This is a genomic window from Actinoplanes sp. NPDC004185, from assembly GCF_053603475.1.
In genome coordinates this window covers 29644-42397 of record NZ_JBSGFR010000004.1, presented here as the reverse complement: position 1 = coordinate 42397, position 12754 = coordinate 29644, and the positions used below count along the sequence as shown (strand labels likewise).

Annotated in this window: 12 protein-coding genes; 9 read left to right on the top strand and 3 right to left on the bottom strand. The window is 69.6% G+C overall.

Going from position 1 to position 12754, the window contains the following annotated elements; all coding sequences use genetic code 11:
- Window positions 1-12: 12 nt before the first annotated feature.
- Window positions 13-609, bottom strand: a complete 597-nt coding sequence (locus tag ACWEOZ_RS05445) for a PadR family transcriptional regulator (protein ID WP_451909542.1) — start codon at window positions 607-609, stop codon at window positions 13-15.
- A 164-nt stretch (window positions 610-773) separates the two neighbouring features.
- Here ACWEOZ_RS05445 and ACWEOZ_RS05440 point away from each other — a divergent pair, with 164 nt between their 5' ends.
- The 3 genes from ACWEOZ_RS05440 to ACWEOZ_RS05430 all read left to right on the top strand — a co-directional run bounded on the left by ACWEOZ_RS05440 (window position 774) and on the right by ACWEOZ_RS05430 (window position 5899).
- Complete coding sequence (locus ACWEOZ_RS05440) at window positions 774-1241, top strand: DUF5318 domain-containing protein (protein ID WP_360546636.1); 468 nt, start codon at window positions 774-776, stop codon at window positions 1239-1241.
- A gap of 459 nt (window positions 1242-1700) precedes the next feature.
- Window positions 1701-4253, top strand: a complete 2553-nt coding sequence (locus ACWEOZ_RS05435) for a transglycosylase domain-containing protein (protein ID WP_451909541.1) — start codon at window positions 1701-1703, stop codon at window positions 4251-4253.
- Between the two features lie 128 nt (window positions 4254-4381).
- Window positions 4382-5899 carry a glycosyltransferase family 87 protein gene (locus ACWEOZ_RS05430; protein ID WP_451909540.1) on the top strand — a complete coding sequence of 506 codons (1518 nt, stop codon included), beginning with the start codon at window positions 4382-4384 and terminating at the stop codon, window positions 5897-5899.
- Window positions 5900-6020: 121 nt separating this feature from the next.
- On the opposite strand, the gene ACWEOZ_RS05425 is transcribed toward ACWEOZ_RS05430, so the two are convergent.
- Window positions 6021-8255 carry a hypothetical protein gene (locus tag ACWEOZ_RS05425; protein ID WP_451909539.1) on the bottom strand — a complete coding sequence of 745 codons (2235 nt, stop codon included), beginning with the start codon at window positions 8253-8255 and terminating at the stop codon, window positions 6021-6023.
- Between the two features lie 190 nt (window positions 8256-8445).
- On the opposite strand from ACWEOZ_RS05425, the gene ACWEOZ_RS05420 reads away from it, so the two are divergent.
- Entirely contained in the window at window positions 8446-8655 is a 210-nt protein-coding gene (locus ACWEOZ_RS05420; protein ID WP_451909538.1) for a hypothetical protein, read from the top strand.
- A 168-nt stretch (window positions 8656-8823) separates the two neighbouring features.
- Here the strand turns inward: ACWEOZ_RS05420 and ACWEOZ_RS05415 are convergent, their stop codons facing one another.
- Window positions 8824-9600, bottom strand: coding sequence for a deoxyribonuclease IV (locus tag ACWEOZ_RS05415; RefSeq protein WP_451909537.1), 777 nt, complete (start codon window positions 9598-9600; stop codon window positions 8824-8826).
- Between the two features lie 174 nt (window positions 9601-9774).
- On the opposite strand from ACWEOZ_RS05415, the gene ACWEOZ_RS05410 reads away from it, so the two are divergent.
- From ACWEOZ_RS05410 to rplI, 5 genes are all read left to right on the top strand, one after another.
- Window positions 9775-10758 (top strand): hypothetical protein, encoded by a 984-nt coding sequence (locus ACWEOZ_RS05410; protein WP_451909536.1) that lies wholly within the window; start codon window positions 9775-9777, stop codon window positions 10756-10758.
- 289 nt (window positions 10759-11047) lie between these two features.
- A complete protein-coding gene (gene rpsF, locus ACWEOZ_RS05405; protein WP_023563150.1) occupies window positions 11048-11338 on the top strand; it encodes a 30S ribosomal protein S6 in 291 nt (96 codons plus the stop codon).
- A gap of 68 nt (window positions 11339-11406) precedes the next feature.
- Window positions 11407-11967, top strand: coding sequence for a single-stranded DNA-binding protein (locus ACWEOZ_RS05400; protein ID WP_451909535.1), 561 nt, complete (start codon window positions 11407-11409; stop codon window positions 11965-11967).
- A 36-nt stretch (window positions 11968-12003) separates the two neighbouring features.
- Window positions 12004-12243, top strand: a complete 240-nt coding sequence (rpsR, locus tag ACWEOZ_RS05395; protein WP_007073789.1) for a 30S ribosomal protein S18 — start codon at window positions 12004-12006, stop codon at window positions 12241-12243.
- 14 nt (window positions 12244-12257) lie between these two features.
- Window positions 12258-12707, top strand: coding sequence for a 50S ribosomal protein L9 (rplI, locus tag ACWEOZ_RS05390; protein ID WP_451909534.1), 450 nt, complete (start codon window positions 12258-12260; stop codon window positions 12705-12707).
- The last annotated feature ends 47 nt before the right edge of the window (window positions 12708-12754 follow it).

Below are 12754 nucleotides of genomic sequence, written 5' to 3'. Positions count from 1 at the left end.
CCTCCTTGTTCATCACGGCCGGTCCTGACGCGGACTCGGGTCTTCGAGGGGTGTCTCCCCGGCTGGGGATCGGCCGGAGCGCTCGTTGGTGATGAGCTCCTCCAGCCAGCGGACCTCGCGCTCGCAGGCGTCCAGTCCGTGGCGCTGTAGTTCGAGGGTGTAGGCGTCGAGGCGGTCGGACGCGCGGGCGAGAACCTCACGCAGCCCTTCCCGGCGTTCCTCGATCCGGCGGCGGCGGCCCTCGAGGATCCGCAGCCGCGTCGCCCGGTCGGTCCGGGAGAAGAAGGCGAAATGCACGCCGAACCCGGCATCGTCGTACGTCTCCGGGCCCGCCTGGGCGAGCAGCTCGGCGAAGCGTTCCTTGCCTTCGGCCGTGATTTTGTAGACAACCCGGCCGCGCTTGCTCGTCAGCGGGGGAATGATCTCGGTGTCGGCCGCCTCAGCCTCACCGATCCAGCCGGCGGTCTGCAGCCGCTTCAAGGTCGGGTACAGCGTGCCGTAGCTGATCGCCGCGCGGATGGTGCCCAGCTTGGTGGCGAGCTCCTTGCGCAGCTCGTAGCCGTGCATCGGGGATTCCTGGAGCAGTCCGAGGATCGCGAGTTCCAACAAGACGCCCACCCCCTTCGCTGCTCGGCACGATGTATCGGCCCGATACATCGTCACCGTAGATCGGGATGCGGCCCACCGCAAGGGCAGTCATGTCTGTGCAGTCGCCGCGCCACGCTGTGTGATGACTGTCGCCGTACGGGTGTGGACCGCGTACTCTCTTCGCCATGCGTACGCAGCGGCAGGTGGTCGACTACTCGCTTCAGAAGCGAGCGCTGCTGCGTGACGTGCACAACGGCAAGGTGGGGACGCTGGAAGTCTGCGACGCGTCGCCGTACCTGAAAAACGCAGCTAGGTTCCATGGCGAGCCGACCGACGATCGTTGCCCGGTCTGCCGTCGCGACAACCTCACCCTGGTGCATTACATCTACGGCGATGAACTCAAGCAGTCCGCCGGGCAGGCCCGCAAGCTCGCGGAACTCCCGGTCCTGGCGATGACGCTGCGTGAGTTCCAGGTTTTCGTGGTCGAGGTGTGCCAGTCCTGCGCGTGGAACCATCTGATCGAGCAGTACCTGCTCGGCCGGGACGCGCTGACCTCCGACGAACTGGACCAGGGCGGGGCCGTCGCCTCGTCCGCCTCGGGCCGCCACCGCGAGACAGGGTCGTCGTCACATCGCCGGGAGGGCCGACAGTGAGCGGCCTCAACGTCGCTAACGTGGACACGACCCCGACCGATACGGGCATCCAGCGCCGCAGTCGGTCATTCTTGACATCCGACAGGGCGGCTGCAGACCCGCAGCCCAGAATCGTCCGCCCGTGGCGCCGCCTCCGAAGCCCCTCCAGGGCTTCTCTGGCGCGCCACCGCGACCGGTAGGTGTGACCGAATGAACTCGTACGGCGACCAGCAGTCTGCGCGTGCCCGGGCCCGAGTGCCCGGGCCGTCCGCTGCATCCACGCCTGACGACGACCAGTCCGGCTACGACGAACGGCCCTCGCCCGACGCCTACCGGCGTCCGGCCGGCGGTCGGGCGAGCGTCGGCGGCTCCGCGCCGCGGGGCGCCGCCTCCGTCGGTGCGGCTCCCGTCGGTGGCCGGGCGTCCGTCGGGGCAGGCACGGGTTCCGTGGGCTCCGCCCGCGTCGGCGGACGTGCGTCCGTGGGTGCTCCCCCGGCCGCCGCGCCGGGCTACGGCACTCGCGGCGCGGTCGCGCGGGCAGCCGTGCGGCCGGTGTCCCCGGGTGTCGGGGGGCCGGGTGGCCCCGGCGTTCCGGACGGTGCCGGGCACGACAAGCGGGGCAGCGCCGGCAAGATCCTCAACAAGGCCTCCAAGCGCCGCCGGCGGACCAACATCCTGACCGCGGCCGCGGCCGTGATGGTCATCCTGCTCGGCGCCGGTGTGGTCGGCGGCACCTACTTCTTCGACAGCGTCGACTTCAAGGAGCCGACCGCGGAGGCGCAGACCACCCAGGTGCTGGCGAGCGACAACAAGTCGGTGCTCGCCTCGCTGGGTCAGTTCAACCGGTCGATCGTGCCCGACGGCAGCATCAACCCGCTGGTCAAGCTCGCGGTGGTGTCGGCCGAGGACAAGGGCTTCTACAAGCACAACGGCATCGACATGAAGGGCATCGCCCGCGCCGCGTGGAACAACTTCACCGGCGGCGACACCCAGGGTGCCTCGACGATCACCCAGCAGTACGCGAAGTACGCCACGAAGCGGAAAGAGATCACGTACAACGTCAAGCTCCGTGAGGCGGTCATCGCCCGCAAGATGGAGGACGAGTACACCAAGGACGAGATCCTCGGTCGCTACCTCAACTCCGTGTACTTCGGGCGCGGCGCGTACGGCGTCGAGGCCGCCGCGAAGGCGTACTTCGACAAGTCCGTCCTGACCCCGATCGGCCAGAAGAACGCGATCACGGCCGGCGAGGCGGCGGTCCTGGCCGCGGTCATCAAGCAGCCCGAGCCGACGGCCACGCACAAGGGCTACGACCCGCAGAACAGCATGCCCGACGCCCTGGACCGCTGGCGGTACACGGTCGGCAACATGGCCGAGCTGGCCCTGCCGTCCGGGCTGCCGGAGGCCAACGTGCCCCCCGGCATCAACCCGCCGACGGAGTACCCCAAGACCTGGAAGACGTGGGACCCGGACAAGTGCACCACCACCTGCGGTAACAACAAGCCGAGCGCCAAGATCGTCAAGTACGTGAAGCGCGAGCTGCGCGACATGGGCATCAGCGACGCCGAGCTCAACCAGGGCGGCCTGCAGATCCGCACCACGATCAACCTCGACGTGCAGGAGCAGGCCGAGAAGGCGGCGAACGCCCAGAGCAAGAAGTCGCCGCTGAACGGGATGGCCTCCACCTACCGGTCCGCCCTGGTCGCCATCAACCCGGAGAACGGCCGGGTGCTCGCCTACTACGGCGGCCCGGACGCCGCGAGCTGGGACTACGCCGGACCGAACTACAAAGACGACGGCAAGACGTTCATCGGTGGTGGCCGGCCGCCGGGCTCGACGTTCAAGATCTACACGTTGATCGCCGCGCTGAGCGACGGCTACGGCATGGACACGATCTGGGACTCCACGCTGAAGAAGGTCAACGGCGGCGGCAAGATCAGTAACTCCGGCCGTGAGGGCGGTGGCCTGAAGTGCCCGAATCCGAAGGCGTGCACGCTCGAGGTTTCCACCGAGCAGTCGTACAACTTCACCTTCTACTGGCTGGCCGACAAGCTGGGTCCGGAAAAGGTCATCGAGATGGCCCACAAGGCCGGCATCCAGCTGATCGGTGACCCGGAGACCACGGCACGCTACGACCTCAACAAGCTGAGCGAGTCCGAGCTGAAGAAGAAGGGCTACGGCCGCGAGGTCGGCTTCGGCCAGTACGCGATCACCGCGCTCGACCACGCCAGCGGCGTCGCCACGATCGCCAACGACGGCGTCTACAACAAGGCGCACTTCGTTCGCTCGGTGTCGCAGCGCGACCCGAAGACCGGCAAGTTCGTCCCGATCAAGGACACCGGCGAGAAGCTCGAACCGGTCAAGGCGTTCAGCCCCGACGTCGCCGCCGCGGTGCAGAACGTCATGCAGAAGATCCCCGGGATCAATGGCATCAACCTGGACAACGGCCGCAAGGCCATCGGCAAGACCGGCACCTGGGAGTTCACCGGCAAGGGCGGCAAGCCCGGCGACAACGGTGACGCCTGGATGGTCGGTGGCACCAAGGAGATCGCAGCTTCTGTCTGGGTCGGCCGCGAGAAGGAGAACAAGAAGACCAAGGAGATGGACCTGCTGCCGATCTTCAAGGCTCCTGGCAAGCCTATGAACGGCGGCTCCATCCCGGGCGAGATCTGGAAGATGTTCCTGGACTCCGCCTCGAAGGCGATCAAGGCCGAGAACAAGCCGTTCCTGCCGAACTCGACCGCGTTCGTCGACCCGAGCAAGAAGGGCAACGGCGTCGAGCCGCCGCCGCCCCCGCCGCCGCCGGTCAACGACCCGCAGAACCCATTCTGTGGTGTGTTCCAGCAGTGCGACGACAACGGCGGGAACGGAAACGGCAACGGGAACGGAAACGGGAACGGAAACGGCAATGGGAACGCCGGGCCCGGCAACGGCACACCCGGCATCACGTTGCCCGGAGCGCCGAACCAGGACACCGGCAATACCGACGGCGGTGGCGGGCAAGCCAACGAGAACACCGACGACGGCAACTGACGTCCTCGACACCCGAAGTGGCGCCCTCTCCGCGGAGCTGGGCGCCACTTCGCTTTTGTGGCGTTGTGGCCGGACTGTGCCGTAGGGCGTCTCCTGCCCGTCCGGCGCATGCGGCATGATGCCAAAGCATGAGCGCGCCATCGTCTGAGGAGACCGACCGGCCTGACCTGCCCGCTGAATCGGACGGATTCGTCCGAGGGCTGTCCCAGGCCATCGGCGGACCGCTCGGCGAACACGCCGTACGCCCCGAAGCCCGCCGAGGCCGGTTCTGGACCGTGCCGCGGATCGTCCTCGGGCTGCTCTGCCTGACGCTGGCGCTGAGCTGGGTGCAGAAGTCCCCCTGCCAGGACGGCGACTGGCAGAAGAACGTCCAGTACACCCGGTTCTGCTACACCGACGTGCTGGCGTTGTACTACGCCGAGGGGCTCAACGAGGGCAAGGTCCCGTACAAGGACCACCCGGTGGAGTATCCGGTGGTCACCGGCTACTTCATGGGCGCGCTCGGGCTGCCGGTGCACGCTCTCGGCGAGAAGTACCCGCAGATCAACCAGGGCAAGTGGTTCTACAACGCCAACGCGCTGGTGCTGTCGGCGCTGGCCGTCGCCTCCGTGGCGATGATCCTGGCGCTGCGCCGCCGCAGGCCCTGGGACGCGGCGATCTTCGCGCTGTCCCCGATCGTGCTGGTCACCGCGACGGTCAACTGGGACTTCCTCGCCATCGGACTGGCCGTGTTCGGCCTGTACGCCTGGGCCAGACGCTGGCCGGTGGCCGCCGGCCTGCTGCTCGGCCTCGGCGGCGCCGCCAAGCTGTGGCCGCTGTTCATCCTCGGACCGGTGTTCGTGCTGGCCCTGCGAGCCAAACGCATGCCGCAGTTCTGGACGGCGACCGCCACGGCCGTGGCCGCCTGGCTGGTCGTCAACATTCCGGTCGCGGTGTTCTACCGCGACAGCTGGATGCGGTTCTTCGACCTGAACCGGGAACGGCCCGTCGACTGGGGCACCTCCTGGTACATCGGCCGCTACCTGGACACCAAGTGGAACACCGGAGTGGTCGGCGACCAGGGCCCGTTCCAGTGGCTCAGCGACCACGTCCCGGTGCTCAACAACGTCTCGTACGGGCTGACCGGGCTCGCCTGCCTCGGCGTCGCGGCGCTGTGCCTGCTGGCCCCGCGCCGACCCCGGCTGGCCCAGCTCGCGTTCCTGGTGGTGGCCGCCTTCCTGATCTTCAGCAAGGTCTGGTCCCAGCAGTACGTGCTGTGGCTGCTGCCGCTGATCGTGCTGGCCCGGCCCCGCTGGGGAGCGATCATCGCCTGGACGGTCGCGGAGATCGGCTACTTCGCGGCGTTCTACGCGGAACTGCTCGGCGCGGGCGGCAAGCCGGTCATCCCGGAGGGCACGTTCGTGCTGGCCTCGAGCTTGCGGCTGATCACGGTGGCGATCCTGTGCGGGCTGGTGATCCGCGAGATCTGGCGGCCGGAACTGGACGTGGTCCGGCACAACTACCGGGACGACCCCGACGGCGGCGTGCTCGACGGCGCGCCGGATGCCGGCTGGATCGAGCCGCTGCGCCGGCGACTGCGGGTGACACCGCGACCTGCTGTCGACGACGTCGCGCCGGTTGCGCCGCCGCCCACCCCGGTGGGCTGAGCGGCCCCCGCTCGGCCCGGTTCATCCCCGCGCGGCCCGGCTCAGCTCGGGTCATCCCCGCGCGGCCCGGCTCAGCTCGGGTCATCCCCGCGCGGCCCGGCTCCGCTCGGGTCATCCCGACTCAGTCCAGGTAGAAGACCACAGAGTTGTCGTCCAGGTCCTCGCGGCGGATGCCGAGGGTCTCCACCGGCACGTCGCCCGAGCGTTCCCACGGCGTGCCGACGACCTCGGCCCGCAACAGCAGGACCGTGCCGATCCGGCGCTGCCGCAGATACTCGATGCTCGCCACGTCCGGGAAGGTGGCCACCGAGCGGCGCAGCTCGGACTGACGCTGCGGGGCGAAGCCGCCGCTGCCGTTCGCCACCGGCTGGAACCGTGACGTCGACCAGAGCGTGACGGTCTGATCGGTCAGGGCGGTCGTCGGCAGGACCAGCATCGGGCCGGTGAGGGTCCGCATCGCCGCGGGCTGCGCCGGCACGACCGGATGCGCGGTCGCGTTCCACGTCTCGACCAGCACCAGCAGCAGCGGCACGAGCGTGGCCAGCCGCAGCCACGGACCCGGCCACGGCGGCACCCGGTGCGCGGCCAGATGCTCGGCCCGGCGCACGAACTCGGCGACCGCACCCGCGGCCAGCACGGCCAGCAGCAACGTCACCCAGAGCATCATCCGGCCGGGGATCCGCACCCCGAAGGACGCCGGCAGATGACCGAAGAGCGGCAGATAGGTCCAGCGGCCGTCGAAGAACGTGGTGCCGACCGTGAGGATCACGCTGATGACAACAGCGATGAGCAGCAGCAGGCGCTGCCACATCCGCCAGACGGAGAACACCAGGCCGACCAGCGCGAGGGCGTAGAGCACAAAGCCGGGCAGCAGCGCCATCTCGGCGGGCCAGCCCAGTGACTGCCGGGGAACGGCGTGCGGGGCGCCCCAGATCCGCGACTCGGCCGGCCCGATCAACAACGACCGCAGCGGGGCCGAGAAGAACCGGATCTCGGTGCCGGCCGGACCGGTGTCCGGCACCCGCAGGTACGGCAACGCGATCAGCAACCCGACCCCGGCGAAGATCAGCGCCCCCAGTAGGTCGGTGACCAGCAACCGCCACCCGAGTACGGGCCGCGGCGAGCGACGGCGCAACCGGCGGACGAGCACCGCGAATCCGACAACGACGATGAGCACGGCGAGGACGTAGGCGAACGGCAGGCCGAGCGAGAACCCGAGAGTGAGCTGCCAGGTCGCGACGAGCCAGCCCACGGTGGCCCAGCCGGCGTGGCGGCGGTCGGGGCGGAAGCCGTACCGCATGGACCAGCCGTGGCCGCGGGCCAGCATGGCCAGGGCCAGCGGGATGCCACCAGCGGAAATGATGTCGAGATGGCCCTCCTGGGCCAGCCGCCACGGCGCGTACGCGAAGGCGACCGCCCCGACGATGGCGCCGGTGCGGCCGGCACCGAGCTGACGGATCAAGGCGTAGCCGCCGATGGCCAGCAGGGCGTGGGCCAGCACGTAGAGGATGTTGTAGCGCAGGACGGCGGCGAGCGGGCCGCTGCCGATCATGCCGGCCGGGGCATAACCGAGCAGGCTGTTGCCGAACGCGTAGCTGTAGGCCTCGGGGAAGAAGGCGTTGGACTGCCAGAGCCGGGCCGGCTCGGTGATCAGGATGTGCCCGGCCCAGGACACCTGCCACGCCTGCCGCGACGGATCCCAGATGTCCTGCGGGAACGTGTGCAGGGGGTAGCGGAGGGTGGGCCAGGTCAGCAGGACGGCGAGCAGCAGGCTGCCGTAGGTGACCAGGGCGTACTCGTGGATGAGGGCGCGGCCCAGGGCGCGGGTGGCTCTCTTGATGCGGCCGGGGGCTCGCTCGGAGGTTTCGGCGAAGGCGGTCCACGGGTCCGGTGGGGCGCCGGGTGGGCGGGTGGAGGGGAGTTTGGACTTCCGGCGGCGGTTGGGTTTTCCGCTGGGGGCTTCCTGGTCGGTCTTCCCGGTGTCCTTGCCGGTGTCTTTGTCGTCGCCTTCGGGGGGGCTGCCGCTCTTGTCTTTGTCGGCGTCCGCCTTCGAGGCGTCCTTGGTGTCGATCTTGGTGTCGCCGGCTTTCCCGGGGTCTTTGGTGACTGTCTTCGCGGAGCCTGACTTTGCGGTGGGCTTGGCGTCGGTCTTGGTGCTGTCCTTGGCGCCGGGTCCGGTGCTGGGGGCGCCGTCGCCGGCGGCTGTGGAGTCGCCGTCGACCTTGTCCCTTGCCTTGGGTTTTCCTCTGGAGGCGACGCTGGACGATTGGGCCGGGGGGATCAGGTCGGGTGGCAGGCCGTTGGTGGGAAAGACGCTTTCGTCAGAGACCGGCGGGGCGGGCCGGGCGCTCTCCACCGCTGGGTTGCGCGATTTCGCTGAGGGGGCTGCACCGCCTGCCGAGGGGTCCTTGGTGGACTGAGCGCGGGCGAAAGGATCCGCTGCCGAACCGCTGTGTGGAGGCACCGCGGGCCGCAGTGCCTCCGGTGCGACCGCTGCGGACTTACCGGTACGAGCCCTTCGCAGACCAGCCCACCGCCGGACCGGCTTGGTCGGCGGACGAGCGCTGTCGCCGGACAGGGCGGGCGCGCTGGATGCGGTCGCCTGCGACGTGGCCACACCGGACTCGACGCTCTCCGATCCGGCCGTGCCCGATCCGGCCGTGCCCGATCCGGCCGTGCCCGATCCGGCCGTGCCCGATCCGGCCGTGCCCGATCCGGCCGTGCCCGATGCGGCCGCTTCGGATCCAGCCGTGTGAAAGTCGGCCGCGCCGGATTCAGCTGGACCCCGACCGGTCGCGGACACCGGGCCCGATTCCTCGCCCGAACCGGCCGCGCGCTCCCCCGGCGCCGATCCGTCCGCGGTCGGGTCGGCTCCGCGCTGCGGCGGCTGCTCGGTCGTCATGCTGCTCCCTCGTGCCGCTGCGTCAGCTGGCCGCCCTCTCGCGCAGCAGCGCGATGTCGGCGGACTGGCCTTCCACGCCGCCCGGCGTCTCCACGATCGCCGGGGCGCCCGCGGCGCGGATCGCCGCCACGACCAGCTCCGGGTCGATCTTGCCATTGCCGAGGTTGTCGTGCCGGTCGCGGCCGGAGTCGAAGGTGTCCTTCGAGTCGTTGGCGTGGATCAGATCGATCCGGCCGGTGATCGACTTGACCCGGTCGACGATGTCGAGGAGCTCTTCGCCGCCGGCGTGCGCGTGGCAGGTGTCCAGGCAGAACCCGGCTCCGAACTCGCCCACCGCGTCCCACAGGCGGGCCAGGTTGTCGAAGCGGCGGGCGATCGCGTGGTCGCCGCCCGCCGTGTTCTCGATCAGGATCGGCAGCGGCAGGCCGCCTTCCTTCTCCGCGTACGCGAAGGTTTTGCGCCAATTGTCGAATCCGACGGCGATGTCGTCGCCGGCGTTGACGTGACCGCCGTGCACGATCAGCCCGCGCGCACCCACCGCGGCCGCCGCGCGGGCGTGGCTCAGCAGCAGTTTGCGGCTCGGGATGCGGATCCGGTTGTTCAATGTGGCCACATTGATCACATACGGCGCGTGGATGTAGACGTCCACGTCGGACGCCTTGAGCGCCGCCGTGTCCGGACGCTCCGCCGGGGCCTTCCAGCCCTGCGGATCGGCGAGGAAGAACTGGACCGCGTCAGCACCGCGGGCGGCGGCCGCGTCGAGAGGGTCGGCGGGATCGACATGGGCTCCGATGCGCATGGGTCCGAGCCTACGACGTGGGTACGACGGTCACCGGCCGTCGCCGCTTGACGACCGTGCGCGTCACCGCCCTTGTCGGCGCGTCGTTAATCGAACGGATCACACATACCTACGTACCGGTGCCAATCGGTGCGAGCTGGGAGATGGTGCATGTCGCGGCAAGTCCGAAACCGTGTGACGGCGACGGCGCTGGGCGGTTTTCTGCTCGGTGCCGCGCTGCTCACGACCGGCACGGCCAATGCCGACCAGATCGAGGGTGGCGGCCGGCAGGTGGTCTTCGCGGGCGGCGGGGTGCTCGGCCTCTCCTGCAAGTCGACGCCGTCCGTCGAGGTCATGACCGTGCCCGCGGACGGCCGGGTGCGGCTGGTGAACCGCACCGGGCACGGCGCCCGGCTGCGGCTCAACGGCGAGTCCCGGGGCACGATCCCGGACGACGGCTCGACGGAGGTGGTCTTCCGGCGCGGCACGACGGCGGTCACCCTCGACCCCAGCTGCGCGATCACGGATCAGGCGACTCCGGTGCTGGTCACTGCTTCGCCGACGCTGACGGCCAAGCCGGACCCGATGCCCGCGCCGGTGGACACGACCACCGACCCGGCCGATACGCCCACCACGCTCGATGCCCCGGCCGCCACGACCGGCACGCCGACCGACAACGGGCCCACGCTGCCCGACTCGGTCGCGCCGGCGACGCGCCCGCAGCGGTCGTCGACCACGACCGCCGGGCGGCCGGCGACGACCCGGCCGGGCACGTCGCCCGCCGGCAGCGTCGCAGCCCAGGCCGCGACCACGGCGGCACAGGCCATGCCGCAGGGCGGTGCGGCTCCGCGGGTCAAGACCAAGATTCCGGCCGGGGGTACGGCGGGAGCAGCCGTTCCGGCGTTCTCGGGGATGCCACCCGGTGACGACAAGACGATTCTTCCCGGCGTACCCACGCTTGATCTGCCCTCGTCGCCGACGGCGGCCGCGCCGGTGCTCCCGGCCGGTCCGTCGTCCGGGATCGTTGCGGCGGAGCCGGTCGCGACGATGCGCCCGCTGCCGGATTCGCAGCCGATCGGGTTGCTCGCGGTGATCGCGACGGTGAGCGTGCTGGGCGTAGCAATCGGAGTAATTCGGGCAATTGTGTCGCAACGTGCATCTCGGGCAAGCGTCGCGTAGACTACTCCACAGCAAGCTCCGCGGGGCGGCCGTTCCAACCTCATCGGTGTGGTCGTTCCTCCCCAGGTCCCACCCAGCGAATGCGGACCGGACGCCCCGCGGCTTCCACCTCGAAGGGCCTCGTCTGTGGACGGGGCCCTTTTTGGGCGTCCGGCCAGCTCCGGGTATGCTGGCTCGGTTCGCAACAGGTCTGCCGTGGGCGCCGCCCACGGTTTTCTGTTGCGGGCGACACAAGACCTCCTGCCACGGAGAGACCGTGGCCGTTCAGCCCACAGGAGGTGAGAACGTCTTGCGTCATTACGAACTCATGGTGATCCTCGACCCCAGTCTCGAGGAGCGCACCGTTGCACCGTCGCTCGACACGTACCTGAACGTGATCCGCACCGCGGGCGGCTCGGTGGAGAAGCTCGACGTGTGGGGCCGTCGCCGGCTCTCGTTCGAGATCAACAAGAAGGCCGAAGGCATCTACGCCGTCGTCGACCTGCAGGCGACGCCGGAGGCCGTGGCTGAGCTGGACCGTCAGCTCCGGCTGAACGAGTCGATCCTGCGTACCAAGGTCATCCGGCCCGAGACCCGCTGACGGTCGTTTTTGTCAGGGGGCTCTGGGAGCCTCCTTGCGAAAACGCATGAAGCGGCGAGGAGAAGATCATGGCAGGAGAAACCACCATCACGGTCGTCGGTAACTTGACCGACGACCCTGAGCTGCGCTTCACCCCCTCGGGGGCGGCGGTCGCCAAGTTCCGCATCGCTTCGACGCCGCGGACGATGGACCGGCAGTCGGGCGAATGGAAAGACGGCGAGCCACTCTTCCTCGCGTGCAACGTCTGGCGTGACGCTGCTGAGCACGTCGCCGAGTCGCTGCAGCGTGGCGCTCGGGTGATCGTGCAGGGCCGGCTGCGCCAGCGGTCCTACGAGACCCGCGAGGGCGAGAAGCGCACCGTCTATGAGCTCGAGGTCGACGAGATCGGCCCGTCCCTGCGCTACGCCACGGCGAAGGTGCAGAAGATGTCCCGGTCCGGCGGCGGCGGTGGAGGCGGCTTCGGTGCCTCCGGCGGCGGCGCTGGTGGTGGCAACCGGCAGCCCAGCGGCGGCGGAGGCGGCAACAACTTCGACGACCCCTGGGCCACGGCCGCCCCGGCTTCCAGCTCTCGTCCCGCCGGCGGCGGTGGCGGCAGCAACTCCTCGTTCGACGACGAGCCACCTTTCTGAGCCTTCGGGCTTTCATGATTTCAGGAGTCAAGAGCTATGGCTAAGGCTGCGGCACTTCGCAAGCCGAAGAAGAAGGTGAACCCGCTCGACAAGGACGGGATCACCTACATCGACTACAAGGACACCGCGCTGCTGCGCAAGTTCATCTCCGACCGCGGCAAGATCCGCGCTCGGCGGGTCACCGGTGTGACCTCGCAGCAGCAGCGGCAGATCGCCCGCGCGGTCAAGAACGCCCGTGAGATGGCGCTCCTGCCGTACACGGCCACGGCGCGCTGAGGGGAGGCACCGATATGAAGATCATCCTCACGCAGGAGGTGTCGGGCCTCGGCACCCCCGGCGACATCGTCGAGGTCAAGAACGGCTACGGCCGTAACTACCTGCTGCCGCAGGGCTTCGCGATCCAGTGGAGCAAGGGCGCCGAGAAGCAGGTCACGGTCATCAAGCGGGCGCGCGACGCCCGCGAGATCCGCGACCTGGGCCAGGCCAACGAGGTCAAGGGCCAGCTCGAGGGCCTGAAGGTCACCTTGCAGGCGCGCTCCGGCACCGGTGGCCGCCTGTTCGGGTCGATCACCCCGGCCGAGATCGTGGACGCGGTCAAGTCCGCGGGCGGTCCGGCTCTCGACCGGCGCCGCCTCGAGCTGACGGCCCCGATCAAGACCACGGGCGCCTACAAGGTCCAGGTCAAGCTGCACCCCGAGGTGACCGCGTCGTTCCCCGTGAACGTCGTCGCCGCCAAGTAACACGCTTCACGCCTCACGCTGAGCGCGCCGGCCCTTCGGGGTCCGGC

What these genes read in the sequence shown, in the direction of transcription:
- ACWEOZ_RS05440 (WP_360546636.1), top strand. Translation starts at nt 774, where the DNA reads ATGCGTACGCAGCGGCAGGTGGTCGACTACTCGCTTCAGAAGCGAGCG.
- ACWEOZ_RS05430 (WP_451909540.1), top strand. Translation starts at nt 4,382, where the DNA reads ATGAGCGCGCCATCGTCTGAGGAGACCGACCGGCCTGACCTGCCCGCT.
- ACWEOZ_RS05415 (WP_451909537.1), bottom strand. Translation starts at nt 9,600, where the DNA reads ATGCGCATCGGAGCCCATGTCGATCCCGCCGACCCTCTCGACGCGGCC.
- ACWEOZ_RS05400 (WP_451909535.1), top strand. Translation starts at nt 11,407, where the DNA reads ATGGCAGGAGAAACCACCATCACGGTCGTCGGTAACTTGACCGACGAC.
- rpsR (WP_007073789.1), top strand. Translation starts at nt 12,004, where the DNA reads ATGGCTAAGGCTGCGGCACTTCGCAAGCCGAAGAAGAAGGTGAACCCG.
- rplI (WP_451909534.1), top strand. Translation starts at nt 12,258, where the DNA reads ATGAAGATCATCCTCACGCAGGAGGTGTCGGGCCTCGGCACCCCCGGC.